The following is a 26,645-nucleotide window of genomic DNA, read 5'->3' as shown; positions in this document are numbered from 1 at the left end:
ACGGCTAGATCCACTTAGGGGCACCATGTCCGCTTACTGGGATCTCAAACACCAGCTGGCCGACGCAGTCAATGCTCACGACCTGCCGAGAGTTCTCGCCTGCTACAGTCCGGACGCCGTCTACGTCTCGCCGCCGGGCGTCGCGGAAGGACTCGAACAGATCGCATGGCTGCACAAGCAGGTCTTGGTGGGGTTTCCGGACTTCCACATGACGGCGTGGTTCGAGCTTGGCGACTGTGAGAACCCGGCCGTCACGGAATGGACGTACACCGGCACCCACACGGGCCCTTTCCTGCTGCCGGACGGGCGTGAGATAGCGGGAACGGGCCGCCGCATCACCGTCCGCGCCACCTGCACCACGCATGTCGCGAACGCGAAGATCACCTCGCACCGTGAATACTACGACCAGTTGGAGCTGTACAGTCAGCTCGGCTTCGGCCTGGTGGAGCTCGACCGAGTCCCCGCGTAGAGGGGCGGTCATGATCGCAGAGTCATCGGCCGCACACGATATTGGATCTTCCCCGCAAGCCAAGATCGGGTGATACTCCGGGCATGAAGCGCGCGGTCCTGATCGGCCTCCTCGCCCTGCTGCTTCCCCTGGTCCTCGTGTCGCCCCCCGCCTACGCCGCGCCTCAGAGCGCGGGCTTCGGCGCCGGCGAGAGGATCGTGCGGGCCTACTCCGACGGAGACCTGTCGGTGGACGACATGGTCAGGTACGGGGTCGAGTCCCTCACCACGCCCGAGTCGGTCCCCGAGGACCTGCGCCCCACCGGGCCGCTGTCGATGGACCCGGAGCGCTACCTCGTCTACCTGTCGGCCATGTCGGCGAAGGCGTCGGCGGCGGCACGCCAGGTGCTGTCACCGGCCCCGGCTCAGGCAACGCGAGTTCAGGCCGCGTCGGCCCAGGTAATGCGGGCTCAGGCCGCGTCGGCCCAGGTCCGGGCCGGGACCCAGGCGGCCGCCAACCCGGACTGCGCGCGCGACCAGCCGTACAGGTATCTGAACAAGGACTACCACTGCTGGGCGAACGCCGACAACTTCGTCGTCTTCTACAACGTCACCGGCGGGGTGCCGCCCACGCCCACCGAGTCGAACGGCCGCCCCACGGCCGTCCAGAACATGCTGGACGGCGTCGCCATCGCCGCGAGCACCTACCGCTCGATGGGCTACGACATCACCAACAACCCCTCGGTGCCGCACGGCATCTTCCTGGGTGTCGACAGCCTCGCGGGGCAGCCGGTGGACGCGCCGTTCGTGCTGCCGGTCGGCTACAACTTCATGCCGACCGTGCTGATGCCGTCCGATCCGGTCTACTACGACTATCACCCGCGTCACGAGGTGTTCCACGTCTTCCAGTACTCCTACTGGAACGTCGGCCAGGTGGGCGAGGACGTCGTCTGGGAGTTCGTGGCCTCCGACCGGTTCGGGTCGATGAACTGGTGGATGGAGGCCACCGCCGAATGGGCCGCGCACCAGACGTACGTGAAGAATCCCTCCCACGTGCCGGACCCGGACCAGCGTGACATGTACGCGCGCAGCGTCGGCGCCTTCCTCGCCGACCCGAACCTGGCACTGAACGCCTGGGACGGCCTCGGGGCGTCCCGCCAGTACGGCGCCTTCCTGCTGCCCCTCTACCTGACCGAGCAGGTGGGCGCGAACGTCGTGCGGAGCACGTGGGAGCGCATCCGCAGCGCGGGCGCCCTGCCGATCGAGGCGATCAAGTCGGTCCTCAGCGGCCGGGACCTCAACTGGCTGCTGCACGCGTTCGCCATCGCCAACTACCGGCTGGCGGGACAGCAGTCGCTGATGGAGACGATGGGCTACAAGGACCCCGACGTCGCCCTCTGGCGCCGCAACCTGGCCGCACACGCCGGCACGGGAGCCGATGTGCTCGGCGGCGCCCGGCCCGCGAGGCATTCGGAGACGGTGCCCGTCGGCTACAACGAGGTCCGCGGCGGCGTGTTCTATCCGGGCGGGACGACGTACATCGACTTCAAGGCGGAGAAGGACGCGGCGGCCGCCACGCTCACGTTCAAGGGGCCGGGCTCGCCGGCGCCCGGCGCGCCCGTCCCGGGCATCACCTGGAGTGTCCTGGTCTGGGCGCGCGCCGGTGCGGGCACCGCGGACGTGCAGGAATATCCGCAGCTCAAGGGGAGCCTGCCGCCCGACGGCACGGGGACGATCAAGGTCACCGGCTTCCGCTACCCGATGGTGGCCACGCTGGTCGCCACCCGCAACGACCTGAACGCCATCTCCAGCGTCGCGATGACCGACGATCAGGGCGCGATCTGGACCGTCGCCAACTACGTCCCGATCGTGCATCGCTCCTGCACCCTGCGTAAGCCCAGCATCACGGTCCAGGAGCTCAACGCCGCGCCGGAGAGCACGTTCAACGCCTACGCCTCCTCGACCGCGAACGGCTGGACCGGCGGCGATTCCACCTACTCAGCGCGGATGCCGGACGGCAGGATCCTCTGGCTGTTCTCCGACACCTTCCTCGGACCGCTCAACGCGAACGGCACCCGGCCCACGAGCGCCCCGCTGATCAACAACTCGTTCGTCATCCAGAACGGCTCCCAGCTCACCACCGTGCACGGCGGCACCGCCGCCGCGCCCAAGGCGCTCATGCCGCCGCCGGACGGCACCCACTGGTACTGGAGCGGCGACGGGTTCATCGTCGGCAACCGGCTGCAGGTGATCTTCCAGAAGTACCGGCGGGAGGGCACGGGCCCGATGCCGTTCGCGTTCGACGAGAACGTCGTGGCCACGTTCTCGCTGAGCAACCTGAGCACGCCGTCCAGCGTCACGAAGCTGCCCTCGGACGCGGGCGTGGCCTGGGGATCGGCGATCCTGCCCGCCAGCCGCAGCGGCGACGGCTACACCTACGTGTACGGCGTGTCGGACGCCCAGACGAACAAGCAGATGCGCATCGCCCGCGTCCAGGGCGACGACCTGCGTCAGGGCAGGTGGCAGTACTACACCTCGTGGGGCTGGACAGAACACGAACAGGATGCGGAGAACACGCGCACCGGCATCGCCAACGAATACAGCGTCACGCCGTGGAAGGGCCAGTTCCTGCTGGTCAGCCAGGACAGCACGGTCGCGTTCAGCGGCTGGATCAACGCCTTCACCTCGTGCGACCCGTTCGACGGCTTCACCAACCAGACGAGCGTCTACCGGATGCCCGAGCCCGGGCCCTACGGCAGCTACTGGGACGGTGACATCATCTCCTACAACGCCCACGTGCACGCCGAGCAGAGCTCGGACAGCTCGCTGCTGATCTCCTACAACGTCAACAGCCTGGACAACCGCATCGCCGCCGACGCCGACCTGTTCAGGGACACGAGCATCTACCGTCCGCGCTTCCTCAGGGCGGCCATCAGCTAGCGCCCTCCGCCCTCGGCGGATCCTTCGGCCTGCCGGAGGAGAGCGTTGATAATTGATTTGCGGACAATACTCCCGCATGTCATAGTTCCTGGGATTCGGACGAGGTCAAGGCTCTGGGGACGCTGCTGGAACGGTTCAACGCGATGTCCGCTTCGTGACCGCGTTACCCGTGTGAGACCCCTGGTGTCTCTGGGCCCCCGCTGACCGCGAGGGAATTCTGCTGCCCTGCTCTCCGTTCTCTTCGACTGGTCTGCTCTGCTCACGCCTGGCTCTCACCGAGTGCCCATCGGCGGTCCCTTCTGCTTGCGAGGTGCACTATTTCCGCGTTTCCCCCCTCAGTGGACGACACTGCGGTTGACGAGTCCCGGGCCGCCGGCGGCGACGCGGCTCCCAGGGGAGCCATGATGATGATCGCCGTGCTGGTCATGTCGGCCTTCGTGATGATCCTTAACGAGACGATCCTGAGCGTCGCGCTCCGCGATCTCACCGTCGACCTCGGCGTTTCCACCACGACCGTGCAGTGGCTGACCAGTGGCTTCCTGCTGACCATGGCCGTGGTGATTCCCATCACCGGCTTCCTGCTCGAGCGTTTCACCCCTCGGCAGATCTTCCTGGTCTCGTTGACGCTCTTCAGCGTGGGCACGCTGGTCAGCGCGCTCGCGCCTGGATTCCCCGTACTGCTGGCCGGGCGGGTCATCCAAGCCTGCGGCACGGCGGTCATGCTGCCGATGCTGATGACCACGGTGATGCGCCTGATCCCCGCGTCCAAACGTGGTGCGACCATGGGCACGATCACCGTCGTCATCGCCGTGGCTCCTGCGATCGGGCCGACGGTCGGCGGCGCGGTGCTGAGCTCGCTGGGCTGGCGCTGGATGTTCTGGCTCGTCCTGCCGCTGTCCCTGCTGGCCCTGGCCGTCGGCGCCGCCCGGATGCGGCTGGGCGGCGACACACGCATGGTGCCGCTGGACGTGTTCTCCGTGCTGCTGTCCGCCGTCGGTTTCGGCGGCATCCTGTACGGCCTGTCCTCCATCGGCGAATCCGGTGACGGCGGCCACCTGGTGGCGCCGTGGATCCCCATCGCGGTCGGCGCCGTCGCCCTCGCCGGGTTCGTGGTACGCCAACTCCGCCTGCAGCGCCAGGACCGGGCGCTGCTGGACCTGCGCCCGCTGACCCACAGGGCATTCGTCGTCGCGCTGATCCTGAGCGCCCTGCTGTTCATGTGCCTGCTGGCGGTCGCGGCGATCCTGCTGCCGCTGTACCTTCAGACCGTGCTGCGCACGAGCACGTTCGTCAGCGGGCTGGCCGTGCTCCCCGGCGGACTTGTCCTCGGCCTGCTGGGCCGGCCGGTGGGCCGGCTGTTCGACCGCTTCGGCGCCCGCCCGCTGGTCATTCCCGGCGCGCTGGCCGCCGCGGTGTCACTCTGGCTCTTCACCGCCCTCGGCCCGGACTCGCCGCTGGCCTTGGTGATCGCTTTCCATGTCCTGCTCATGGCCGGGCTCGGGATGATGATGACGCCCCTGATGACCGAGTCGCTCGGCGCGCTGCCCGACCACCTCTACTCGCACGGCAGCGCGATCTTGTCCACGCTTCAGCAGGTCGCGGGCGCGTTCGGCACTGCCGTGTTCATCACCGTGGCCTCCCTCGGCACCACCAACGCCTCCGGCGCCCCCGACGCCACGGGCCTGCACACGGCTTTCGTCGTCGCAGGCGTGCTCGGAGTGCTGGTGTTCGTCACGTCTCTCTTCGTACGCCGCAGCAAATCCGAGCCGCGAGTCATCGCGGAGCGTGACGCCGGGTAGATGGGGTTCTTCGGTTTGAGCAACGAGGACGAGTTCGCCCTCGAGCACCTCAACCGCGGCCTGACGCTCATCCGGCAAGGCGCCGCCCGCGCCTTCCTCATCCAAGCCGGGACACTCGCGCCGGCCTGCTCCGCGGAGCAGGCCGGCGCGGAGTTCTTCCAGATGCCGGCCTGGCCTGGAACAACGGCCGTCTGGCGCGTTCACGACGGCCAGCGCTATGCTGTGCGGTTGCGGCCTTAAGGTCTCGGATACGCCACTCCCGTTGGCTGCGCCACCGATTGGTCGGCTTGGTGATGTCACCTTTCCGGCGTCCTGACAATCCAGTACACCTCGCCGCCATGACCTGATCGAGAGCCTCTGATGGCCGAATCTCCAGATGACCGCAACGACGTCAGGGCAACGCCAGAGAACAGTCGGCAAAATCAAGGTTCTCGCCGGAATGGTGGAGGGGAGTGACAAGATCGTACTGTGGGACTGGGTCACCGGCACCCAGCTGACCACCTTGCCGGGGCGTGCCGACCGGCTGTCACTCAACACCAAAGGCGACACGCTGGCCGCATGTGACAGGCAGAAGGTGACCTTGTGGAACATCCCTCAGCACGCACAGATCACCAGCTTTCCCTGCGGACCCCTTGGGGCGGCGATCGCCTTTAGCCCCGATGGCACGCGGCTGGCCGTCGGCGGCATCGACAACACGACGATCATCGTGTGGAACGTCGCCCGGCATACCAAGGTAGCCACCCTTTCCATGCCCCCGTCCCCCGACGCGCCGTCAGAGGGGGCTGGGCCTTCGGGCGATCGCCTTCAGCCCTGATGGATCCCTGCTCGTCGCTGACTCGAATTACCACGGTCCTGTGGTGTGGGACGTAGATGGAGCCAAACTGGGCACGAGCCTCAAGGGATCGGAGCAATGCGTGCCGTTGAGCATCGCATTCAACCCGGACGGCCAGACGATTGCCGCAGGATGCGCCACTCACGCCGCGATGATCATGATGTGGAACGTGAGGAAGGGCTCCGAACTGGCGCGGCCGCTCTGATCGCGGTCAGCTCCGGAACAAGGGGCACGGACACTACCCTGTGGGACGTCGCCCAGCGCGTACAAGTCGCCAGACTGCCTGGAGTGGGCACACCCTTGGGTTTCACCTTCGACGGCCGGGTTCTCATCGCCCGTGACCACCTCTTCGTCATCTGGGACGCGGCGCACGGGCGCCGGCTCACGGCACTGAACGTCCCCGCCGCGGCAGCCGGAGGCGGCCCGTACGGGGCCCGCCCCGTGGCATTGAGCAGGGACGGCCGGACAATGGCGACGGTCACGGGTGACGGCACCACACTCGTTGTATGGGACCTCGATCGCGATGTTCAAGTGGCTTCACTGCCCGCCCCACGGGGCATCAGCAGCCTGGCTTTCGGTGCGGAATTGAACACCCTCGCCGCCGGTGAGGGCGCCGGCCCGATCGTCGTGTGGGATGTCAGCCAGGCCAAGAAGCTCGCCGAGCTGCCCGTCGACACCCTCGGCGGTTCGATCGTCACGGTTGCCGCGACCTCCGACGGGCGCACGCTGGCCTCTCTTCAACCTGCCGGCCAACCTCAGACCGCCTCCGGATGCTTCGGCTGCGAGGTCATCCTGTGGGATCTCGACCACCGGACCCGGATCGCGGTCCTGTCCGGCCATACCATCCAGCCTGACAACCTCGCCTTCAGCCCCGATGGCCAAACCCTGGTGTCGACCGCCGAGAGCGAGAGCATCCTCTGGTCGGTACCTCGGCGCGCGCCGATGGTCACTCTCGCGGCGGTGAACGGCCCGATCATCTTCAGTCCGGATGGACACACACTCGCAACCGCGGGACCCGACGATGCGGTCACCCTTTGGGACACCGACCCCGCATCATGGCAACGGACTCTCTGCACGATTGCGGGCCGCGATATAGCACCATCTGAATGGAGCGCCTACCTTCCAGAAACACCGTACCGGCCCGTCTGCGCGGAGCTGAAACGACCGGCACCTCTTGCGTCAACTCATCGGCCGGAGAGTTCCCCGTCACCGTAAGACGTGGCGCTCAGCTCTACACTGCCGAAAACCCGGTGTGTGCCAGAGGGGGCGATGCTCGTTGAAGTGCGCCGATCCAGCGCTCGACAAACGCGTTGGCAACATGGCCATGACCTGGGCGGAGGTGATTCTCGGCAGGCGCGGTTTCTCCCCGAAATCCTGAGGCCGACCATGGTGATGGGTCGTCAGGTGAAGTTGGCGAGGATTGTGGCGAAGTCGAGCATCTGCCCGGCCGGCTGCCGCCCCGTCTCCACCGTTCCCGCCGCCTTGACCTCGCCGTAGAGCGCCCCGACGTGCGACACCACGGCCTCGCGCACCCCGGCTGAGTCGCGCTTGAGCAGGGCGGCGAGCATGGCCCGGTGGTGCGGGTCGAAACGCTCGTCGGCCCGCCTCAGCGCCAGCGTGTGCGCGCGGAACTCGGCCATCTGCGGCACCAGCGCCAGGTACATCTGCAGGAGCAGGTCGTTGTGCGCGGCGCGGATCAGGCTCTCGTGGACCAGCTCGTCGGTGCGGACCAGCACCTTAAGGTCGCCCTTGCGCCGGGCCGCCTCGTGTTCGCGGCAGCGCGCCGCCACCTCGTCGAGGTCGGCCTGCTCGGCGCGCACGCAGGCCAGGCCGGACGCGGCCAGCTCCAGCCCGATCCTGACCTCCAGCACTTCGGCGATGGCCGGGCCCTGAGTGGCGCTCCAGTGCACGAACTGCGGCGTCGGCTCCGGCTCCGTGCGATGCCGGACGAACGTGCCGCGCCCCCGCACCACCTCGACCACGCCCAGGGTGTGGAGCTTGCGGATGGCCTCGCGCAGCGAACTGCGCCCGACCTGGAGCTGGCGGGCCAGCTCGGGCTCCGAGGGCAGCTGGTCGCCCGGCCGGAGGGTGCCGGAGTCGATCTCGGCCATCAGCTGCTCGGCGATGACATCTGGCAAGGGGGTGCGAGCGAGCGACTCATACCGAACCTGGTCGCGCGTCTGCTCGATGCTCACCGGGATATTCTGCCACACCCGTTGACTGATGTCAGACAGCAGACTAGCTTGCGGGATTAATTCCGAAGAGGGTGATGATCTCGTGATCAAGGTTGGTGTTCGCTTTCCGCCGGCCAGCCGGGCGGACCAGATCGCCGAGGAGGTCCGGCGCGCCGAACGCTACGGCTTCGACGTGGCCTGGATCGCCGACTCCCAGCTCCTGTGGCGGGACGTGTACGCGGCCATGGCCGTGGCCGCCACCAAGACCGATCGCATCGCGCTGGCCACCGCCGTGACGAACGTGGTCACGCGGCACCCGACCGTGGTGGCCTCCGGCATCAACACGGTGGCGGAGCTGGCGCCGGGCCGCGTCATCCTGGGCCTGGGCACGGGCGACAGCTCGGTGAAGCCGATGGGCATCCGCCCCTCGAAACGGGCCGAGCTCCAGGCGGCCATCGAGCAGATTCGCGCGCTCCTGAGCGGCCAGGACTGGGAGTACGGCGAGCGGCGCCTGCGCCTGCGCGACGCCGGCGGCGCGGTGCCCGTGCACATCGCCGCGAGCGGGCCGCGCACGCTGGAGCTGGCCGGCGAGGTGGCCGACGGGGTGGTCACCCTGGCCGGCGTCTCGCCCGAGACGCTCGCCCAGACGAGGGGGGCGGTGCGCAAGGGCCTGGACGGGTCCGGGAGGGACTTCGAGTTCACCGTCGGCGCGTTCTGCAAGGTCACCGACGATCTCGAACGCGACGCGGCCGTGCTGAAGCCGATCTGCCTGCACATGGCGACCATCGGCGGCCAGGAGTTCCTGCGGATCGCCGGCATCGAGCTGGCGCCGCCGCCGCACGTGCCCGAGGTCTACCCGGACATGGTGCACGCCGAGGACTGGGAGCTGGCGATCGAGCACGCGTCCAAGTGGGTGACGGATGAGATGGCGGTGCGGTTCGCGCGTACGTTCTGCCTGTTCGGCACCGTGGACGACATCGTGGAGCGGGCCAGGAGGGCGGTCGAGCTGGGCGCGACCGGCTTCTACCTGCGGCACGTCGGCAACTACACGCTGCCGAGCGAGCTGATCGAGAGCTTCGGCGGTGACGTGCTCCCGCGCCTGCGAGAGCTCACATGACCGCCTCCGCGAGCATGACCGCCTCCGCGAACGCGAGCACGACCGCCTCCACGAGCATGACCGCCCCCCTCACCGGCGAGTACGTCGTGGACGCGCTGGCCGCCCTGGCCCGCGTGCCCTCGGCCGTGCCGCTGGGCGCGCGGACGCTCATCGCCCCGGACCACCCGACGCTCGTCCACTACGTCCAGGACCACCTCCGCCCGAGATTCCTGGAGACCGGCGCGACGGACATCATCGACCTGCCCGCCAACCAGTTCGCCGTGCGGTTCGGCGACGGTCACGGGCCGGTGCTGGCGCTCATGGCGTACACGCCGACGCAGCACCACAACCTCATGCCCGACCCCTGGTCGGGCCGCATCCGCACGCCCATCGAGCGGGGCGTGGACGAGCCGTGCCTGTTCGGTCAGGGCGTCTCGCAGAACAAGGCGCACCAGGCGTGCCTGCTGGACCTGGCCAGGTGGATCGTGGCCGAGCGGGTCCCGCTGCACGGCACGCTGCTGCTGTGCGTGAACAACGAGGGACGCAGCAGCCACGACTGCTCCCGGGCGATCCTCGACGCCCTCCCTTACCGCCCCGACCTGGTCGTCCAGCTCTTCTGCACCGCGTTCGAGGTGTCGGTCGGCAACCGGGGCCGGGTGGACGTGATCGTCGACGTCACCGGGCAGGCGACACACTCGTCGAACCCTCCGGACGAGGGCCGGGTCATCGACGTCGTCGCCGACGTGGTCGTCAGGCTCCGCGAGCTCGACGCGACCGTCCGCGACCGCGCGGAGCATCCCGAGCTCGGCCGCGAGCAGGTGGTGCCGTACCTGGTCAGCTACGAGCCGCTGGCCCCGCACACCCTGCCGGCGTCGGCGCGGATCACGGTGGACCGGCGGCTGCTGCCCGGCACCGACCCCGCCGAGGCGGCCAGGGAGATCGCGGCGGCGCTGGAGGGGATCGAGGGTTGTGAGGTCAGGCCGGGGGTCACGATGTTGCCCGCCTACCTGCCGCCCGAGCGCCGCGAGGTGCTGGGCGCGCTCGACGCCGCCGTCACGGCCCGGCTGGGGGAGGCCAGGCACGGCGTCTACGGGGGGTCGTTCGACGCGGGCGGGCCGTCAGAGCGCGGCATTCCCACCGTCATGTTCGGGGTGCCCGCCGAGGGCGATCTCCTCGGCGACGACTTCGTACGGCTGTCCGCCGTGCGCGACGAGGCCGCCGTGCTTCGTGACACCGTCTCCCGCTTCCTGAGGAAGTGACCTCCATGGCCCAACAGTCCAGCTCCACCCGGGTCGTCCTGGCCAGCCTGGCCGGGACCACGATCGAGTGGTACGAGTTCTTCATCTACGGCACCGCCGCCGTGCTGGTGTTCGACAAGCTCTTCTTCCCCAGCTACGACGACCTGGTCGGCAGCCTGCTGTCGCTGTCGACGTTCGCCCTGGCGTTCGTGGCCAGGCCCATCGGCGGCGCGCTGTTCGGGCACTTCGGCGACCGGCTCGGCCGCAAGTCCATGCTGGTCGTCACGCTCTGCCTGATGGGCGGCGCGACGTTGTGCATCGGCCTGCTGCCCACCTACGAGACCATCGGCGTGGCCGCCCCGGTCCTGCTCGTGCTGCTGCGCGTGGTGCAGGGGCTGTCGCTGGGCGGCGAGTACGGCGGCGCGGTGCTGATGAGCGTCGAGCACGCGGCCCGCGAGCGGCGCGGCTTCTTCGGCGCCCTGGTGAACACCGGCGCCGCCTGGGGCCTGCTGCTCGCCAACCTGGTGTTCCTGCTCACCTCGCAACTGTCCGACGACGCCTTCATGGCCTGGGGCTGGCGGGTGCCGTTCCTGCTGAGCGCGGTCCTGGTCGGCCTGGGGCTGGTCATCAGGCTCAAGCTGGCCGAGAGCCCTGACTTCCAGGAGGTCAGGGAGCGCGGCGAGGTCAGGAAGACGCCGATCGCCGAGGTGCTGACCAAGCACTGGCCGAGGGTGCTGCTGATGTGCCTGGCCTACATCCCGGCCGGCGCCACCTTCTACATCGCCACCGTCTACTCGCTCAGCTACGGCGAGAAGCAGCTCGGCCTGGATCGCGACATGATCCTGGAGCTCGTGCTGCTGGTCAACGTGTTCACCATCGGCGCCATCCCGTTCTTCGGCTGGCTGTCGGACCGCGTCGATCGCAAGCGGATCTTCTGGATGAGCATCGTGGTGATGGCCGCGCTGCCGTACGTGTGGTTCTCGGCCTTCCAGAGCGGCTCCTTCTGGCTGATGCTGCTCGGCTTCATCGCGCTGTTCATCCCGTACGCCGCCAACTACGGCACCATGCCGACGTTCTTCGCCCACGTCTTCCCGCCCGCCGTGCGCTACACGGGCATGTCGGTCGGGTACACGCTCGGCACGGTGTTCGGCAGCGGCCTGGCCCCGATCATCGCCACCTCACTGTACGACAGCACGGGTTCCTGGCTCGCCATCGCGATCTACATGACCGCGGTCGGCGTGGCGGGGACGGTCGCCGCGCTGTTCCTGACCGAACGGGCCGGCTCCGAACAGGGCGAGCGGGTGGTGGCGTGACGGAGTTCCTCGCCGCCACGGACCTGCGGCACGCCTGCGAGCTCAGGGCCGCCCACCCGGAGGCCACCCTGCTCGCCGGCGGCACGGACGTCATGGTGGGGCTCAACTTCGGGCACCGGTCCGCCACCGCGCTGCTCGACCTCTCCCGGGTGCCTGAGCTGCGCGAATGGTCGCGCGACGGCGACACGATCACGCTCGGCGCGGGCGTGCCGTACACGCGGATCGTGGCGGAGCTCGGCGGCGCGCTGCCGGGCCTGGCGCGGGCCGCGCGCACGATCGGCTCGGCGCAGATCCGCAACCGGGCGACGGTCGGGGGGAACCTCGGCACGGCCTCGCCCGCCGGCGACGCGCTGCCGCCGCTGCTGTCGGCCCGCGCCTCGATCGAGCTGGCCTCGGTCCGGGGCACGCGCTCGGTACCGGCCCGCGAGTTCTTCCTCGGCCCCGGGCGCTCCGTGCTGGCCGCGGACGAGATCGTGACGGCGGTGCGGGTGCCGGTCACCGTGGGCGAGTTCGCCAAGCTCGGGCCGCGCAACGCGATGGTGATCGCGGTCGCGTCCGTGTCGGTCACGCTGGACCCGGCCCGGCGGCAGGCGGGCTGCGCCGTCGGATCGGCCGCGCCGACGCCGGTCGCCGCAGTGGAGGCAGAGGAGTTCGCCGCCGCCGAGCTGGACCGGGACGGCCGGCGCGAGCTGCCCGCGCCGGCCGCGGCCCGGTTCGGCGAGTTGGTGGCGCGGGCCACCGCGCCCATCGACGACGTGCGGGGCAGCGCCGGCTACCGCCGGCACGCCGTCGCCGTGCTCGCCCGGCGCACGCTGGAGTGGGCCTGGCGGGAGCACCGCAGGAACAGGGGAGGAGCCGGCCGATGAGGGTCGATCTGGAAGTGAACGGGGCTCGCCGGAGCGTCGACGGGGTGGAGGCCGAGGAGAGCCTGCTCTTCCTGCTGCGCGAGCGGGTGGGGCTGCCGGGCTCCAAGAACGCCTGCGAGCAGGGGGAGTGCGGCTCGTGCACGGTCTACCTCGACGGCACTGCCGTGTGCGCCTGCCTGGTGGCCGCCGGGCAGGCGCACGGCTCGGCGGTGGTGACCGTCGAGGGGCTGGCCGACGGGGACGAGCTGCATCCGGTGCAGCGGGCGTTCATGGACGCGGGCGCCGTGCAGTGCGGATTCTGCACGCCCGGGCTGCTGGTCGCCGTGCACGACCTGCTGGCCAGACGTGACGACCCGGACGAGCCGGAGATCCGCGAGGCGCTGGCGGGCAACCTGTGCCGCTGCACCGGCTACGAGAAGATCTTCGAGGCCGTCCGGCTGGCCGCGCGGGGGTCCCGATGACGATGACGAGCCAGAGCACGGCCGACGGCGTGGGCACCTCGGCCCGCCGGCCCGACGCGGTGGCCAAGGTACGCGGCGACTTCGCGTACTCCTCCGACCTGTGGCACGACGAGATGGTGTGGGGCGCGACCGTCCGCAGCCCCCACCCGCACGCGCGGATCCTGTCCGTGGACGCCTCCGCCGCGCTCGCGCTGCCCGGCGTGCACGCCGTGCTCACCGCCGCCGACGTGCCCGGCGTCAACCGGTACGGGCTCGAACGCCGCGACCAGCCGGTGCTGGCCGAGGACCTGGTCCGCTACGCCGGCGAGGCCGTCGCGATCGTCGCCGCCGACACGCCCGCGCTGGCCCGCCGCGCCGCCGGCCTCGTCCACGTCGGCTACGCGGAACTGCCCCCGGTGACCGACGCCGAGCGGGCGCTGGAGAGCCCCGAGCTGCACGAGGGCGGCAACCTGGTCCGCCACCTGCGCATCCGCCGCGGCACGCCGCACCAGGCGGACGTGGTCGTGACCGGCGAGTACGAGGTCGGCATGCAGGACCAGGCGTTCCTCGGCCCGGAATCCTGTCTGGCCGTCCCGGACGAGACAGACGGCGTCGACCTTTACTGCTCGACGCAGTGGCTGCACGTCGACCAGGACCAGCTCGCGGACTGCCTGGCCCGGCCCAAGGAGAGCGTGCGGCTCACGCTGTCGGGCGTGGGCGGCGCGTTCGGCGGCAGGGAGGACCTCAGCGTGCAGGCCCACGCCTGCCTGCTGGCGCTGCGGCTCGGCCGCCCGGTGAAGATGAGTTACGGGCGGGAGGAGTCGTTCTCCGGCCACGTGCACCGCCACCCCGCCAGGATGCGGTACGAGCACGGCGCCACCCGCGACGGCCGGCTGCTCTACGTCAAGGCCGACATCCTGCTCGACGGCGGCGCGTACGCCTCCACCTCGCCCGCCGTGACCGGCAACGCGGGCTGCTTCGCGGTCGGCCCCTACGAGGTGCCCGCCGTGGAGGTGGACTGCCGGGCCGTCTACACCAACAACCCGCCCGCCGGGGCGATGCGCGGCTTCGGCGCCGTCCAGGTGTGCTTCGGCCACGAGTCGCAGATGGACAAGCTGGCCGCGGCGCTCGGCCTGGACCCGGTCGAGCTGCGGCGGCGCAACGCGGTGGACACCGGCTCGGTGATGGCGACCGGGCAGCGCGTCGACGGGCCCGCCCCGGTGGCCGAGCTGCTGCGCCTGGTCGCCGGCAAGCCCCTGCCGCCGCCCGCCGGCGACGACCTCCGGCTGTTGCCGGGCGGCACGTCGAACTCCACGCGCGCCGCGGAGCTGGTACGCGGCGTCGGCTACGCGCTGTCGGTGAAGAACATCTGCAAGTCCGCCGGGTACGACGACTTCGGCACGGCCCGCGTGCGGATGTACGCGCACGAGGGCCGCCCGGCCGCCGAGGTCCACACCGCCGCGGCCGAGGTCGGCCAGGGCCTGGTGACCGTGCAGGCGCAGATCGCGCGGACCGAGCTGGAGATCGCTCTGGTGACGATCCTGCCCGCCGACACGGCCGTCGGCGACGCCGGCACCTCCTCGGCCTCGCGGCAGACGTGGATCTCCGGCGGCGCCGTACGGGCGGCCTGCCTCGCCGTCCGGGCCACGCTGCTGGAACGCGCGGCCGGCCTGCTCGGTGAGCCCGCGGCGGACCTCGTCTACGGGAGCACGGTGTCGTCGCCGACCGGACGGACCGTCGAGCTGGCGGAGCTGCTGGCCATGGGAGACGTCGACGAGACCGCCGTCTTCCGCCACCGGCGGACCGAGGAGCTCGACCCGGAGACCGGGCAGGGCGAGGCGCACGTGGCCTACGCCTTCGCCGCGCACCGGGCGGTCGTGGACGTGGATCCGGAGCTCGGCTCGGTGCGCGTAGTGGAGATCGCCTGCGCGCAGGACGTCGGGAAGGCGATCAATCCCGTGGCGGTCGAGGGCCAGATGCACGGCGGCATCGCGCAAGGGCTCGGGCTGGCCGTGATGGAGGAGATCCAGGTGCGCGACGGCCGGATCCTGAACCCGTCGTTCACCGACTACCTGATCCCTACCACCATGGACATGCCGCCGACCGTGCTCGACATCCTCGAACTGCCCCGGCACGACTCGCCGTACGGGCTGACCGGGGTGGGGGAGCCGCCGCTGCTGTCGGCGCCGGCCGCGATCGCGGCGGCCATCCGGGACGCCGTGGGCGGCGCTGCCGCGGGCGCGCTCGACCGGATCCCGATGACGCCGGAGGCCGTCGCGACCGCCGTCCTCGGGTCTCTTGCCGAGGGGGGCGCCCGCTGACCGCGGCGTACGGGTGGCGCGGTAGCGCCTGAGCGTGCGGCACCACCGGCATTCATCGGGCCGGTGGTGCCGACTGATAACGGTTTCAGTTGGCCATGATCGAAGGTTGGGACGCACCCTGACCTTGATCTGGTGAAATGCAGGAATTTGTAACAAGTTGGAAACGTGTCATTGACACTCCGTGGTCACATCCTGCCATCATCACTGACATCGATTTCAGTTTGGAGCTCACGTGGTCACCATCCATGACGTAGCAGCCCGCGCGGGGGTCTCTCCCGCCACGGTCTCGCGCTTCCTGCGGGGCCGGCGGGTGCGCTCGTACGAGGCGGTCCAGGCCGCCATCGACGAGCTGGGCTACTGGCCGAGTGCCGCGGCGCAGTCGCTGAAGTCCGGGCGGACCAACACGATCGGCGTCGTCGTCCCGGACATCACGAACCCGTACTTCGCCGCGGTGGTCAAGGGCATGGAGTCCGTCACGCGTACGGAGCCCTACCGCATCCTGCTCGCCAACAGCGACGAGAGCAGCGAGCAGGAGGACGACGTGCTGGCGGACATGGTGCGCAGGGTCGACGGCATCATCCTCGCCCCCGCCACCGAGCAGGACGAGACGCCGCTGCACGTCCACGACGCCGACGTGCCCCTGGTGTTCGTGGACCGCGATCTGGCGGGCGGCGAGCGGTTCGACGCCGTGCTGGTCGACAACGACGGTGGCGGCAGGCAGGCGGCCGAGCACCTGCTCGCCCTCGGACACACCCGGGTGGCCGCGATCAGCGGCACCCTGGACACCACTCCCGGGCGGCTGCGGCGAGAGGGGTTCGTCGGGACGCTCGCCAAGGCCGGCATCGAGGTGCCGCCCGAGTACGACCTGATCGGCGACTTCAAGGAGCACACCGGCTACCAGCTCACGCTGTCCCTGCTGTCGCTTCCCGAGCCGCCCACCGCCATCTTCGCCGCCAACAACCTCATGACGCTGGGCGTGCTCAAGGCGCTGCACGACATGCGGATCGACATCCCCGGCCAGATCAGCCTGATCGGCTTCGACGACCTGGACACCGGCCCGCTGCTCAAGCCGCCTCTGACCGTCATCGACCGGCCGATGTTCGAGCAGGGTGTGCTGGCCATGCGGCTGCTGCTGCGCCGGCTGGACCCGGAGGAGAGCGGCGGCGGCGCCAGCCGCATCGTCCTGGACACCAAGCTGATCGAACGCGCCTCCACCGCCCCGCCGGGCGGACGGCCGGCCCCGTCACGCACGAGAAGGACCCGATCGCGATGAGCATCGCGACCGCCTCGCTCGCGGACGTGGTCCGGCAGCCCGCCGGGATCTGATCGATCACACACCCGCAAGGGCGCGGCACACGGGCCGTGTCCTCGGGTCACGCATCCCCAAATCTGGAGGAACCCCCATGGAACCCACCGGTGTTCTCGTTGTCGGGAGCATCACCGCAGATGTCACGGCGTTCAGCCGGCGGCTGCCGCGGCGCGGTGAGACGGTGCTCGGCGACGACTTCACCCTCGTACTCGGCGGCAAGGGCGCGAACCAGGCCGTGTCCGCGGCCCACTCGGGCGCGCCGACGTGGATGGCCGCATGCGTGGGCCAGGACCCGTTCCGCGACATCGTGCTGTCCGGCCTGGAGACGCACGGCGTCACGCTCACCGAGGTCCGCACCGTCGAGGGCCGCACGGGCGTCGCCCACATCCGCGTGGACGCGTCGGGTGAGAACGACATCGTCATCACGCCGCTCGCCAACGCCTCCCTCGACGAGACGATGGTCACGGAGAGCATCGAGCGCGTTCGCGACCGGGTCGGCGTCCTCCTGCTGCAGCTCGAGATCCGGACGGAGGTCGCCTGTCACGCGGCGCGGGCGGGCGCGGCGGCCGGGCTGACCGTGGTTCTGGACCCGGCGCCCGCCCAGGAACTGCCGGACGACGTATGGCCGTACCTCGACGTCGTGACCCCCAACGAGAGCGAGGCCGGCGTGCTGACCGGCGTGGAGGTCACGGACCTGGAGACGGCGGAGCAGGCGGCGGCCTGGTTCCTGGAGCGCGGCGCGGGCCACGCGATCATCACTCTCGGCGCGGGCGGCGCCCTGTCGGTCACGAAGGAGCGCACCCGCCACTTCCCCGCGTACGCCGTGACGCCCGTGGACACCACGGCGGCCGGCGACGCCTTCACCGGCTTCTTCGGCGGCGCCCTCGCCACCGGGCTCGACGTGGACACCGCCATCCAGTACGGCATGGCGGCCGGCGCCCTGGCCACCACCAAGGCGGGAGCCAGCCCCTCGCTTCCCGGCAAGGACGAGGTCGAGGCATTGATCGACAACTCTATGGAAGGAGCAACCCGATGAGGCGCAACCAGGGAACGCTCAACGCCCAGCTCGCCCGCGTGATCTCCGAGCTCGGCCACACGGACACGATCATCGTCACCGACGCGGGACTACCCATCCCGAGAGACGTGGAACGCGTGGACCTGGCCGTCCGGGAGAACCTGCCCCGCTTCCTCGACCTGCTGGACGTGGTGCTCGACGAGGTCGCCGTGGAGGGCGTGCTGTTGTCCGAGGAGGTCAAGCAGCACAGCCCGGACATGCTGGCCGCGATCAAGGAGCGGTTCGACCGGCTCGGCCTGACCCTGGAGTTCGTGCCGCACACCGAGTTCAAGCAGGCCACCGCCGGAGCCAGGGCGGCCGTGCGCTCCGGCGAGTTCACCCCGTACGCCAACGTCCTGCTCACCGCGGGCGTCGTGTACTGATCGGGAGCCTGGCATGCATCTCCAGCTTGCCGATGTGCGCAAGTCCTTCGGCGACAACAGCGTCCTGCGTGGCGTCAGCTTCGACGTCGGTCCTGGCGAGGTCGTGGCGCTCGTCGGGGAGAACGGGGCGGGCAAGTCCACACTCACCCGGATCATCTCCGGCGCGCACCGCCCCGACTCGGGCCGGCTGCTGATCGACGGGACCGCGACGGTGTTCAAGGACCCGCAGGCCGCGATGGCGCACGGCATCGAGGTCATCTACCAGGAGTTCCAGCAGAACCTGTTCCCGCACCTCAGCGTGGCCGAGAACATGTACGTACTGGACCGGGAGCACGTCTTCGGCCGTCTGTTCGTCTCCAAGCAGCGCATGGCCGCCGAGGCCGGGCGGGCGCTGCGCCGACTCGGCATGGAGATCGACGTGCACCGCCAGGTCAGCGAGCTGAGCGTGGCCGAGCGGCAGATGCTCGAGATCGCCAAGGCCATGACGCACGAGTTGCGGCTGATCATTCTCGACGAGCCGACCGCAGCGCTCGACGAGCAGGAGTCCGAGCAGCTCTTCGCCCAGGTGAACAGGCTGCGCGAGGCCGGAGTCTCGGTGATCTACATCAGCCACCGGCTGGACGAGGTCTTCGCCCTGTCTGACCGCATTGTCGTGCTGCGCGACGGCCGGGTCACGCTCGACGCACCCACCGAGCGGCTCACCCCGGCCAAGGTCGTCACGGCGATGGTCGGCGACGCCGTGGACGATTTCTACCCCAAGGAGAACAACGTCAGAGACCAGGTCGTCCTGGAGGTGCGTGGCGGGAGCGGCGACCGCTTCCACGACATCGATCTCCGGGTCAGGGCCGGAGAGGTGGTCGGCATCGGCGGCGTGGTCGGCTGCGGGCGCAGCGACCTGCTGCGCGCGCTGTTCGGCCGGCAGCCGCTGACCGGCGGGTCCGTGCTCGTGGACGGCTCCGGCGTACGCGTCGCGAGCGTCCAGGACGCGATCGGCAGCCGGATCGCCTACCTGTCGCCCGACCGGCAGGCGGAGGGCCTGTGCATGGGCCAGTCGGTCGAGTCGAACGTGTCGCTGGCCTCTCTGCGCGAGTTCAGCTCCGGGAGTGGTGTCATGCGGCGGGGTAAGGAGCGCGCGGCCACCGGCGCGGTCATCTCGGAACTGCGGGTGCGCGCCGCCTCGCCGTCCATCGCGGTCAGCTCGCTGTCCGGTGGCAACCAGCAGAAAGCCCTGTTCGCCAAGTGGCTGATGACCAGGCCGCGCGTGTTGCTCATGGACGAGCCGACGCGGGGGGTGGACGTCGGGGCCAAGACCGAGATCTACCGGATCATCAACCAGCTCACCGCGGACGGCGTCGCCGTCCTGCTCGTGAGCTCCGACCTGCCGGAACTCGTCGCCATGTCCGACCGCGTGGTCGTGATGCGCGAGGGACGGCTCGTCGCCGAACTGAGCGGCGACGACCTCGACGAGCAGTCCATTCTCAAGCACGCACTGGTAGGTGCCACATGACTTCGAAGCTCAAGACCGTCGCGGGCCGGTTGCGCGCGGTGTGGATGCTCCTCCTGGTCGGGATCATCCTCTCGGTGGCCTCGCCGGTCTTCCTCACCCCGACGAACCTGCTCAACGTCGCGCTCGCGACCTCTGTGGCCGCGCTGCTCGCGGCCGGGCAGACGTACGTGATCATCCTGGCCGAGATCGACCTGTCCGTGGGCTCGGCCCTCGGCTTCTCCGCCGTCGTCACCGCCCTGACACTCGGCACGTACGGGCTGATCCCCGCGCTGGCCGCGGGACTGGCGACCGGCGCGGCCATCGGGCTGGTCAACGGCCTGCTCGTGACCAGGACCAGGATGCCGTCGTTCATCGCGACGCTGGCCACGATGTCGGTGTTCGCCGGGCTCACCCTGCACGTCACCTCGGGCAACCCCATCCCGGTGACGGACTACGACTTCCAGGGGATCGGGCAGGCCAGGTTCGCCGGCGTGCCCGTGCCGGTGTGGATCATGCTGGTCGCGTTCGGGATCTTCGGGTTCGTCCTGGCGCGCACCCGCTTCGGCCGGTACGTCTACGCCACCGGCGACAACGTCGAGGCCGCGCGGCTGTCCGGCATCAGGGTCCACCGCGTCAAGGTCCTCGCCTTCGTCATCAGCGGCGTGCTGGCATCCCTGGCGGGGTTCATCATCACCGCCCGGCTGTCCACGGCCCAGCCGACCGCCGGCGCCGGCCTGGAACTGGACGCGATCGCGGCCGTCATCATCGGCGGCACCAGCCTGGCCGGCGGCCGCGGCACCCTGCTCGGCACCCTCGTCGGGGCGCTCGTCCTCGGCGTCATCGACAACGGGATGAACCTGCTCGACGTCTCCCCGTTCCTCCAGGACGTGGTGAAGGGCCTGGTCATCCTCCTGGCCGTCTTCCTCGACCGCAACGTCGACATTCTGCGCCGGCTCGTGCCGCGCAGGGCCGAACCCCCCGTACCCACCCCAGAACTCGCACAGCACATCTAAGGAACAGCCATGCGCACTCCCCGCAAAGTCATCGCCGTCGCGATCCTGGCCGCCGTCTCCCTGACCGCCTGCAGCCGGGGCGGCGAGGAGACGTCCACGGGCGCCACCGGCGCGTCCGGCAAGAAGGACGCCACGATCATCATGAGCACGCTCGGCAACCCGTTCTTCATCAGCGTGAAGGACGGCGCCGAGGCGCAGGCCGCCAAGAGCGGCATCACCCTGAACGTGCAGAACGCCGACAACTCCGACGCCACCTTCCTCAACCAGGCGACGACCGCCATCTCCAAGCAGACCGGGATCCTCGTCCTCGACCCGGTGGGCAGCCAGTCCGCCAGCAGTTCCGTCACCCAGGCGAACGCGGCGAGCATCCCTGTGATGGCGTTCGACCGCAAGCCGTCCGGCGGCAAGCTGGCCACGTTCGTCGGCTACGACGCCGTCCAGGCGGGCAAGAACGCGGCCGACGCGCTGGCCGAGGCCGTCGGCGGCAAGGGCAAGGTCGTCGAGATCCAGGGCATCCTCGGCACCAACGTGGCCCAGGACCGCAGCAAGGGCTTCCAGCAGCAGCTCGCCACGCACAAGGACATCAAGGTCGTCGCCACACAGGCCGCCGACTTCGACCGGGCCAAGGCCCTGAACGTGATGACGAACGTGCTGCAGGCCAACCCCGACATCGACGGTGTGTACGCGGCCAACGACGAGATGGCCATGGGCGTGCTGTCCGCGCTCAAGGCCCGCAACCTGGTGGGCAAGGTCAAGGTCGTCGGCAACGACGGCATCGCCGACGCGCTGGCCGCCGTCGCGGCGGGCGAGATGTACGCCACGAACGCCGAGTCGCCGTTCGCGCTCGGGCAGAAGGTGATCTCCCTGGCCGCCGACGTCCTGGGCGGCAAGCAGGTGCAGGCCGACGAGACGCTGCAGGGCAAGCTGGTCAAGAAGGACACCGTGAAGGAGTACGCGGACTACCTCGTCGGTCTCGGCGACAAGTCCGGTGTCCCGGACAGCCTCAAGTAGGAGCGGCCGCCTGCTCGGGCTCGCCCTCGCCTGAGCACGAGCAGGCCGGCGTCCGGGCGCCGGACATCAGGCGAGGTCGGTGGCGGGCTCGGCGGTGGGCTCTGTGGCGGGCTCGGCGGTGGGCTCTGTGGCGGGCACTGTGGCAGGGCCTGCGGCAGGCTCGGTGGCGTAACGGCTCATCGCTCGGATGTTCGCCTCGGGGGACAGTGCCTGGCCGCTGCCCATCATCTCCCGCAGGTCGCGGAAGTACTGCACGTACAGGTCGGGGGTGAAGGTGCTGAGCATGACGGCCGGTTGGCCGGTCACGTTGGCGAACGTGTGCGGGACTCCGGGCGGAACCATCACCAGTGTGCCCGCGGTCGCGTCATGGTCCCTGTCCCCGACCGTGAACCGCACCGTGCCGGAGATCACGTAGAAGCCCTCGTCGTGCTGCCCGTGACGATGCTGCGGCGGTCCTTGCGTGTACGGCGCGAGCACGGACTCGGCGATCCCGAGACGGTGTCCGGTGTTGCTGCCGTCCTCAAGGACACGCATGCGCGTGGTGCCCAGGACGATCGTCTCCCCATCACCGGGGCCGACCACCGAAACGGTGAGCGGCTCACGGGCCTCAGATTCCTCGGTCATGTTCCGATCTCACCGCCGAAGCACCGCGACTGTCCAAGACCCCTTGAGGAAACTCGATACCGCACGGGTATCGTCGCACCATGGAGCTACGCACCCTGCGCTATTTCGTGGCGGTCGCCGAGGAACTCCACTTCGGCCGAGCCGCCGCCCGGCTGCACATGAGCCAGCCGCCCCTGAGCCGGGCGATCAAGCGGCTGGAGACCGAGGCGGGTGCTCTGCTGTTCAACCGGTCGTCCGCCGGAGTCACTCTCACCCCGGTGGGTGAGGTTCTGCTCGACGAGGCGCGCACCCTGCTCGACCAGGCCGACCGGGCGCGCGTCCGCGTGGCGGTGGCGGCAGGGACCGCCACCATCACCGTCGGCATCCTGGGCGACAGCAGCGACCGCGGCGTGACACGTCTGGCCCGCACCTACCACCGGCGGCACCCGCGCATCGAGACCCGCATCCGCGACATGAACCTGACCGACCCCACCTGTGGGCTGCACGCCGGGATGGTCGACGTCGCCCTGACCAGGGGGCCGTTCGACGAGACCGGCCTGACCGTGCACCACCTGCGTGCCGACCCGGTGGGAGCCCTGCTGCGTACCGACGATCCACTGGCCCGCCGCGACAGCCTGAAGCTGGCCGACCTGGACGGCCGCCGATGGTTCCGCTTCCCGGAGGGGACCGACCCCCTGTGGCAGTCGTACTGGAACGGCGGGCAGCCCCGCGAGGGTCCGGTGGTGCGCGCGGTCCAGGAATGCCGGCAAGCCGTTCTGTGGAACGGCACGGTCGGCATGACGCTCCTGGATCACGAGCCGGACGAAGGGCTCACCGTAGTGCCGCTGATCGACATGCCGGCCAGCCGCGTGCTGGCGGCCTGGCGTGAGGGCGACACGAATCCACTGGTCCGCTCGTTCGTCGAGATCGCGATCGCCGCGTACCGCGCCTGAGCACCTCACCCACGGTACGGGGCCGCGGATACGTCTTGTTCGTCCGCGATCGCCCTGACTGTGGAGCCTAGGGCGTGAGGGCGGAGCCGAGCGTGCTCTCGCGCACGATCAGACGGGTATCGGCCGTGACCCGGCGGGCGGGCCGGTCGGTGCCGCCGATCCGCTCGGCGAGCATGTCGACCGCGGCCCGGGCGATCCCCGCCTTGTCGGGCGCGATGGTGGTGAGGGACGGAGTCGTGAGCCGCGCCGCTTCGATGTCGTCGATGCCCACCACCGCGACGTCCGACGGCACCCGCACGCCCCAGGAGATCAATGCCCGGATGGCGCCGAGCGCCACCCGGTCGTTGAGACAGAAGATCGCGTCGATGTCCGGGGCCTTCGCGAGCAGTTCGTCCACACTCGTGGCGACGTCCTCCGGACTGTGCGCGCCCGGAGGGCTGAGGACCAGCGCGGGGTCGAACGGGATGCCGTACGCGTCGAGTGCCTTGGCGTATCCCTCGTGTCGCCGGCCGGCCGCCTGCGGGTGGCCGGGGCGCCGCCGGCCACCCCGGGCGCCCAGCACGGCGATCCGGCGGCGGCCGATCTCGAGCAGGTGTGTCACAGCGGTCTGAGCCGCCTCCCGGCTGTCGATCGCCACGCTGTCGGCGGATCGCACCGGACGCTCGCCCAACAGCACGAGGGGCCCCTTGTCCGGGAGGCTCCGCAGATATTGATCGGACAACGACCAGTGCTGAAGGATCACCCCATCGATGAGGCGGCTGCGGAAGCCTTCGGTGACCAGCTTCTCGCGTTCGAGATCGCCCGCCGTACAGTCGATCAGAACGGTGAGGTCGTGTTTTTCGGCCTCCTTGACGATCAGGTCCGCGAGCTCGGCGAAATACGGGGTGCTCATGCTCGGCAGCGCGAGCGCGATGATCCCCGTACGCCCGCGCCGGAGGTTCCGTGCGGAGATGTTGGGCCGGTAGTCCAGCTCGATGACCGCTTCCTGCACCTTGGCCTTGGTCGCGGGCGTGAGGTAGGGGTATCCGTTGAGCACGTTGGACACCGTCTTGATGGAGACACCTGCCAGCTTCGCGACATCCTTGATCGTCGCACTCATCTCGCGAACTCCTCGTAACTCCCGTGGCCGGGTCATCCGTTCAAGCGGATCACACCGCCCCGACCACTCCTCGTACACCAGCGCCGGTTCGGCGGCGTGGCGAGGATGTCGCGCCGACAGGCCGAGTTTCCCTCGTGCTCCCAGCATAGGTGGATCCACGGCGCCGCTGGCCCCGCCAGGCCGGCTGTCTGGTGCGGATGCGGTTGGGACCTCCGGACGCCGGCTCCGGCCGGTCTGGTCGAGTCTCGCCGCCGTAGCAGCCGATGTCCTGATCGGCGGCGGGGACGAGCACGATGTTCGTCACGGAGCAGGCGCCTCGATCAACGTGATCGAGTGCGCTGGGAACGTGTGCTGGACGCCGGTGCCGGTCCTCGGCGCGGTCGTGGTGGTCGTCTTCACGGCATCCGGGTCGTCCTTGGTGTTGAAGCTGCCGATCTCGGCGCCGTTCAGCGTGTGCACCGTGACCTCACCGGTCCCGGGCAACGCGACGTCCGCCGTCACCGGGGTGTCGCGATCCCGGTTGAGGACGAACAGCCGTACGGAGCCGTCGGACCCTCGGGTGGTGAGCACGCGCAGCGCCTTGAAGTCGCCGTCGCCGCCGGGGTTGTTCACGACCTCGTTCTCCACCGGCCTGGTCCCGGCGAGCCTGCCGGCGAGCCTCAGCATCCGGGCCCGCGCGGTGTCGAGGAAGTCCGGCGCGCCGCCGAACAGTTCGCCGGCCGTCGGGTCCCCGGCGTTCAGGTTGGAGGAGATCGCGAGCGGTGTGCCATGCGTGATCATTCCGACCAGCAGGTCCGCATGGAGCAGTGTCGTGGAGAGCGACCCGGCCCAGCCCTTGGGAGCCGGACCGGTGTCGGGCTGCTTGATCGAGCCGTACTCGCTGACCTCGAGGTATGGCTTGTCCTTGTCCGGCCCGAATTGGTCGATGGCAGCCGTCAGCACGTCGAGCTCGTCGCGGGTCACCTTCTCGGCGAGAGGCATCGTGCTGTCGTGAATCTTCTCGGGAGTGCCCCCGACGTCCGGCCGGGCGTACAGGTGCACCCCCACGCAGTCGTAGGGCTTGGCCTTGCCCATCAACTCGACGAACTTCGCGGTCTCCCATGCCGAGCAGACGTCGATCGACGGGTCGGCCTTCTTCATCGCCTTGTAGTAGTCGACGAAGCCCGGATGCGGTCCCGAACCGTAGTCGGCCCGGATCTTCTCGCCTTCCGCGGGGATCCGGCCGTGGCTCCCATCGCCGAACCGGATCTCGCCGCTCTTCGTGTCGAAGCTGTAGACGGCGTCGTCCGGACCAGCCTGGCTCAGGTCGCCGACCGCGCGCCATTCCGCGCCGCCCACCCGGACGCTCTGGCTGCTGGGGACGACCGGCGGGTACCAGACCTGGAACTTCTGGCCCGCCGCGCCGTTGCTCACCGCCGCCGATTCACGATGGTCGCACGCTTTGCCGACCGGCTGGTCGATCTGCCGTTGTGTGCCGCCCTGGACGTACTGCCGGAGCCGGACGTCGAGATTCTCGGCCCGCCAGTAGCGCTGGTTGCCGAGGTACAGCTCGTTGCCGAGCTCCCAGACCTTGATGGCGTACGGTTCGGGCCGCCCGTTGTCGGCGCGCACCTTCGCCCAGTCCTTGCCGCCGTTGGGGTTCGACCCGACCGGGGCATTGAGGTACTCCACGAAGTCCGCCGCGTCCGCGACCGTCTGTGTGGTCGCGTTCGTCATGATCATGGTTCTGGCGCCGATCTGTTCGACGAAACGCTGGTTCTCGTCCGGACCGTAGACGCTGTCCATCGGCTCGGCTTCGCCGACGAAGCCGCCGCCGACCTGGCAGCCGCGGCCGCCCTGTGGCCCGATGGCCTGCTTCCAGCCGAAAAGGTTCGCGACCGTCCCGCCCGGGTAACGGACGAGGCTGACCCCGGTCTGCTTGGCGAGATCGACCATGCGTGGCACTGGCTTGCCGGCCGTGTCGTCCCACATCCCGAGGCCCTTGGCCGGCCAGCGGTGGTTCGCCCCGATGATCTCGCGTGGCACCTCCGCGGCGATCGGGGTGTCGCTCACCTTGATGACGGTGTCCGCCGGCCCCGAGCTGTCGCCGGATGCCACACCTGCCGTCGCGGCCACGGTCGCCAGGGCAACGGAGGCCGCGGCGTATGAGATGGACCATTTCATGGTTAATCCTCTAAAAGTCGTGGTGACCTGCCTGAAGACGTCTTCGCGAGCATGTAGCCGAGCGCCGTGCGCTTCCGTTCGTATGCGGGGTCCTCCGCGATGTTC

The 26,645-nt window shown here is 69.8% G+C and carries 24 protein-coding genes; 20 read left to right on the top strand and 4 right to left on the bottom strand.

Annotated elements, in window-relative coordinates; all coding sequences use genetic code 11:
* Positions 1 to 25 precede the first annotated feature (25 nt).
* From ACFPZ3_RS12675 to ACFPZ3_RS12645, 7 genes are all read left to right on the top strand, one after another.
* The gene (locus ACFPZ3_RS12675) at positions 26 to 469 is read left to right on the top strand and encodes an ester cyclase (RefSeq protein ID WP_379514228.1); all 444 of its coding nucleotides are present in this window, start codon (positions 26 to 28) and stop codon (positions 467 to 469) included.
* An 83-nt stretch (positions 470 to 552) separates the two neighbouring features.
* Positions 553 to 3,387: a hypothetical protein gene (locus ACFPZ3_RS12670; protein WP_379514227.1), complete on the top strand. Its 2,835-nt coding sequence runs from the start codon at positions 553 to 555 to the stop codon at positions 3,385 to 3,387.
* A 401-nt stretch (positions 3,388 to 3,788) separates the two neighbouring features.
* The gene (locus tag ACFPZ3_RS12665) at positions 3,789 to 5,186 is read left to right on the top strand and encodes an MDR family MFS transporter (protein WP_379514226.1); all 1,398 of its coding nucleotides are present in this window, start codon (positions 3,789 to 3,791) and stop codon (positions 5,184 to 5,186) included.
* A 15-nt stretch (positions 5,187 to 5,201) separates the two neighbouring features.
* Complete coding sequence (locus tag ACFPZ3_RS12660) at positions 5,202 to 5,426, top strand: hypothetical protein (protein ID WP_379514225.1); 225 nt, start codon at positions 5,202 to 5,204, stop codon at positions 5,424 to 5,426.
* Positions 5,427 to 5,562: 136 nt separating this feature from the next.
* Complete coding sequence (locus ACFPZ3_RS12655) at positions 5,563 to 6,000, top strand: WD40 repeat domain-containing protein (RefSeq protein ID WP_379514224.1); 438 nt, start codon at positions 5,563 to 5,565, stop codon at positions 5,998 to 6,000.
* A 43-nt stretch (positions 6,001 to 6,043) separates the two neighbouring features.
* On the top strand, positions 6,044 to 6,223 hold the full coding sequence (locus tag ACFPZ3_RS12650; RefSeq protein ID WP_379514223.1) for a hypothetical protein: 180 nt from the start codon (positions 6,044 to 6,046) through the stop codon (positions 6,221 to 6,223).
* Positions 6,224 to 6,306: 83 nt separating this feature from the next.
* Positions 6,307 to 7,233 (top strand): WD40 repeat domain-containing protein, encoded by a 927-nt coding sequence (locus ACFPZ3_RS12645; RefSeq protein ID WP_379514222.1) that lies wholly within the window; start codon positions 6,307 to 6,309, stop codon positions 7,231 to 7,233.
* A 185-nt stretch (positions 7,234 to 7,418) separates the two neighbouring features.
* Here the strand turns inward: ACFPZ3_RS12645 and ACFPZ3_RS12640 are convergent, their stop codons facing one another.
* Entirely contained in the window at positions 7,419 to 8,213 is a 795-nt protein-coding gene (locus tag ACFPZ3_RS12640) for a FadR/GntR family transcriptional regulator (protein WP_379514221.1), read from the bottom strand.
* 82 nt (positions 8,214 to 8,295) lie between these two features.
* On the opposite strand from ACFPZ3_RS12640, the gene ACFPZ3_RS12635 reads away from it, so the two are divergent.
* From ACFPZ3_RS12635 to ACFPZ3_RS12580, 12 genes are all read left to right on the top strand, one after another.
* Positions 8,296 to 9,309, top strand: coding sequence for an LLM class flavin-dependent oxidoreductase (locus ACFPZ3_RS12635; RefSeq protein WP_379514220.1), 1,014 nt, complete (start codon positions 8,296 to 8,298; stop codon positions 9,307 to 9,309).
* Complete coding sequence (locus ACFPZ3_RS12630; protein ID WP_379514219.1) at positions 9,306 to 10,547, top strand: peptidase dimerization domain-containing protein; 1,242 nt, start codon at positions 9,306 to 9,308, stop codon at positions 10,545 to 10,547. The genes ACFPZ3_RS12635 and ACFPZ3_RS12630 overlap by 4 nt, the downstream gene beginning before the upstream one ends.
* Before the next feature lie 5 nt (positions 10,548 to 10,552).
* Positions 10,553 to 11,839, top strand: a complete 1,287-nt coding sequence (locus tag ACFPZ3_RS12625; protein ID WP_379514218.1) for an MFS transporter — start codon at positions 10,553 to 10,555, stop codon at positions 11,837 to 11,839.
* Positions 11,836 to 12,705 carry an FAD binding domain-containing protein gene (locus ACFPZ3_RS12620; RefSeq protein WP_379514217.1) on the top strand — a complete coding sequence of 290 codons (870 nt, stop codon included), beginning with the start codon at positions 11,836 to 11,838 and terminating at the stop codon, positions 12,703 to 12,705. Before ACFPZ3_RS12625 ends, ACFPZ3_RS12620 begins: the two co-directional genes overlap by 4 nt.
* Positions 12,702 to 13,166, top strand: coding sequence for a (2Fe-2S)-binding protein (locus ACFPZ3_RS12615; RefSeq protein ID WP_379514216.1), 465 nt, complete (start codon positions 12,702 to 12,704; stop codon positions 13,164 to 13,166). Before ACFPZ3_RS12620 ends, ACFPZ3_RS12615 begins: the two co-directional genes overlap by 4 nt.
* Before the next feature lie 2 nt (positions 13,167 to 13,168).
* Positions 13,169 to 15,466, top strand: coding sequence for a xanthine dehydrogenase subunit D (gene pucD / locus ACFPZ3_RS12610; protein ID WP_379514371.1), 2,298 nt, complete (start codon positions 13,169 to 13,171; stop codon positions 15,464 to 15,466).
* Between the two features lie 232 nt (positions 15,467 to 15,698).
* The gene (locus ACFPZ3_RS12605; RefSeq protein WP_379514215.1) at positions 15,699 to 16,739 is read left to right on the top strand and encodes a LacI family DNA-binding transcriptional regulator; all 1,041 of its coding nucleotides are present in this window, start codon (positions 15,699 to 15,701) and stop codon (positions 16,737 to 16,739) included.
* Positions 16,740 to 16,869: 130 nt separating this feature from the next.
* Positions 16,870 to 17,811 (top strand): ribokinase, encoded by a 942-nt coding sequence (locus ACFPZ3_RS12600; RefSeq protein ID WP_379514214.1) that lies wholly within the window; start codon positions 16,870 to 16,872, stop codon positions 17,809 to 17,811.
* The gene (gene rbsD, locus ACFPZ3_RS12595; protein ID WP_379514213.1) at positions 17,808 to 18,212 is read left to right on the top strand and encodes a D-ribose pyranase; all 405 of its coding nucleotides are present in this window, start codon (positions 17,808 to 17,810) and stop codon (positions 18,210 to 18,212) included. The genes ACFPZ3_RS12600 and rbsD overlap by 4 nt, the downstream gene beginning before the upstream one ends.
* 13 nt (positions 18,213 to 18,225) lie before the next feature.
* On the top strand, positions 18,226 to 19,719 hold the full coding sequence (locus tag ACFPZ3_RS12590; RefSeq protein ID WP_379514212.1) for a sugar ABC transporter ATP-binding protein: 1,494 nt from the start codon (positions 18,226 to 18,228) through the stop codon (positions 19,717 to 19,719).
* Positions 19,716 to 20,711, top strand: coding sequence for an ABC transporter permease (locus ACFPZ3_RS12585; RefSeq protein ID WP_379514211.1), 996 nt, complete (start codon positions 19,716 to 19,718; stop codon positions 20,709 to 20,711). The genes ACFPZ3_RS12590 and ACFPZ3_RS12585 overlap by 4 nt, the downstream gene beginning before the upstream one ends.
* A 9-nt stretch (positions 20,712 to 20,720) precedes the next feature.
* Positions 20,721 to 21,722 carry a substrate-binding domain-containing protein gene (locus ACFPZ3_RS12580; protein WP_379514210.1) on the top strand — a complete coding sequence of 334 codons (1,002 nt, stop codon included), beginning with the start codon at positions 20,721 to 20,723 and terminating at the stop codon, positions 21,720 to 21,722.
* A 66-nt stretch (positions 21,723 to 21,788) separates the two neighbouring features.
* Here ACFPZ3_RS12580 and ACFPZ3_RS12575 read toward each other — a convergent pair whose 3' ends face one another.
* The gene (locus tag ACFPZ3_RS12575) at positions 21,789 to 22,346 is read right to left on the bottom strand and encodes a cupin domain-containing protein (protein ID WP_379514209.1); all 558 of its coding nucleotides are present in this window, start codon (positions 22,344 to 22,346) and stop codon (positions 21,789 to 21,791) included.
* A gap of 80 nt (positions 22,347 to 22,426) precedes the next feature.
* Between ACFPZ3_RS12575 and ACFPZ3_RS12570 the strand changes: the two genes are divergently transcribed.
* Positions 22,427 to 23,278: a LysR family transcriptional regulator gene (locus tag ACFPZ3_RS12570; protein ID WP_379514208.1), complete on the top strand. Its 852-nt coding sequence runs from the start codon at positions 22,427 to 22,429 to the stop codon at positions 23,276 to 23,278.
* Positions 23,279 to 23,345: 67 nt separating this feature from the next.
* On the opposite strand, the gene ACFPZ3_RS12565 is transcribed toward ACFPZ3_RS12570, so the two are convergent.
* On the bottom strand, positions 23,346 to 24,377 hold the full coding sequence (locus ACFPZ3_RS12565) for a LacI family DNA-binding transcriptional regulator (RefSeq protein ID WP_379514207.1): 1,032 nt from the start codon (positions 24,375 to 24,377) through the stop codon (positions 23,346 to 23,348).
* A gap of 300 nt (positions 24,378 to 24,677) precedes the next feature.
* On the bottom strand, positions 24,678 to 26,540 hold the full coding sequence (locus ACFPZ3_RS12560) for a hypothetical protein (RefSeq protein ID WP_379514206.1): 1,863 nt from the start codon (positions 26,538 to 26,540) through the stop codon (positions 24,678 to 24,680).
* Positions 26,541 to 26,645 lie beyond the last annotated feature (105 nt).

Source organism: Nonomuraea insulae, assembly GCF_042656245.1.
The sequence above is the reverse complement of the archived record's forward strand: the minus strand, read 5'-3'. Positions and strand labels throughout refer to the sequence as shown.

Bases quoted from the DNA above. Each gene is read 5' to 3' on its own strand.
- ACFPZ3_RS12675 (WP_379514228.1), top strand. From the start codon at position 26: ATGTCCGCTTACTGGGATCTCAAACACCAGCTGGCCGACGCAGTCAAT.
- ACFPZ3_RS12670 (WP_379514227.1), top strand. From the start codon at position 553: ATGAAGCGCGCGGTCCTGATCGGCCTCCTCGCCCTGCTGCTTCCCCTG.
- ACFPZ3_RS12665 (WP_379514226.1), top strand. From the start codon at position 3,789: ATGATGATGATCGCCGTGCTGGTCATGTCGGCCTTCGTGATGATCCTT.
- ACFPZ3_RS12655 (WP_379514224.1), top strand. From the start codon at position 5,563: ATGACCGCAACGACGTCAGGGCAACGCCAGAGAACAGTCGGCAAAATC.
- ACFPZ3_RS12630 (WP_379514219.1), top strand. From the start codon at position 9,306: ATGACCGCCTCCGCGAGCATGACCGCCTCCGCGAACGCGAGCACGACC.
- ACFPZ3_RS12625 (WP_379514218.1), top strand. From the start codon at position 10,553: ATGGCCCAACAGTCCAGCTCCACCCGGGTCGTCCTGGCCAGCCTGGCC.
- ACFPZ3_RS12615 (WP_379514216.1), top strand. From the start codon at position 12,702: ATGAGGGTCGATCTGGAAGTGAACGGGGCTCGCCGGAGCGTCGACGGG.
- pucD (WP_379514371.1), top strand. From the start codon at position 13,169: ATGACGAGCCAGAGCACGGCCGACGGCGTGGGCACCTCGGCCCGCCGG.
- ACFPZ3_RS12600 (WP_379514214.1), top strand. From the start codon at position 16,870: ATGGAACCCACCGGTGTTCTCGTTGTCGGGAGCATCACCGCAGATGTC.
- rbsD (WP_379514213.1), top strand. From the start codon at position 17,808: ATGAGGCGCAACCAGGGAACGCTCAACGCCCAGCTCGCCCGCGTGATC.
- ACFPZ3_RS12590 (WP_379514212.1), top strand. From the start codon at position 18,226: ATGCATCTCCAGCTTGCCGATGTGCGCAAGTCCTTCGGCGACAACAGC.
- ACFPZ3_RS12585 (WP_379514211.1), top strand. From the start codon at position 19,716: ATGACTTCGAAGCTCAAGACCGTCGCGGGCCGGTTGCGCGCGGTGTGG.
- ACFPZ3_RS12580 (WP_379514210.1), top strand. From the start codon at position 20,721: ATGCGCACTCCCCGCAAAGTCATCGCCGTCGCGATCCTGGCCGCCGTC.
- ACFPZ3_RS12575 (WP_379514209.1), bottom strand. From the start codon at position 22,346: ATGACCGAGGAATCTGAGGCCCGTGAGCCGCTCACCGTTTCGGTGGTC.
- ACFPZ3_RS12570 (WP_379514208.1), top strand. From the start codon at position 22,427: ATGGAGCTACGCACCCTGCGCTATTTCGTGGCGGTCGCCGAGGAACTC.
- ACFPZ3_RS12565 (WP_379514207.1), bottom strand. From the start codon at position 24,377: ATGAGTGCGACGATCAAGGATGTCGCGAAGCTGGCAGGTGTCTCCATC.
- ACFPZ3_RS12560 (WP_379514206.1), bottom strand. From the start codon at position 26,540: ATGAAATGGTCCATCTCATACGCCGCGGCCTCCGTTGCCCTGGCGACC.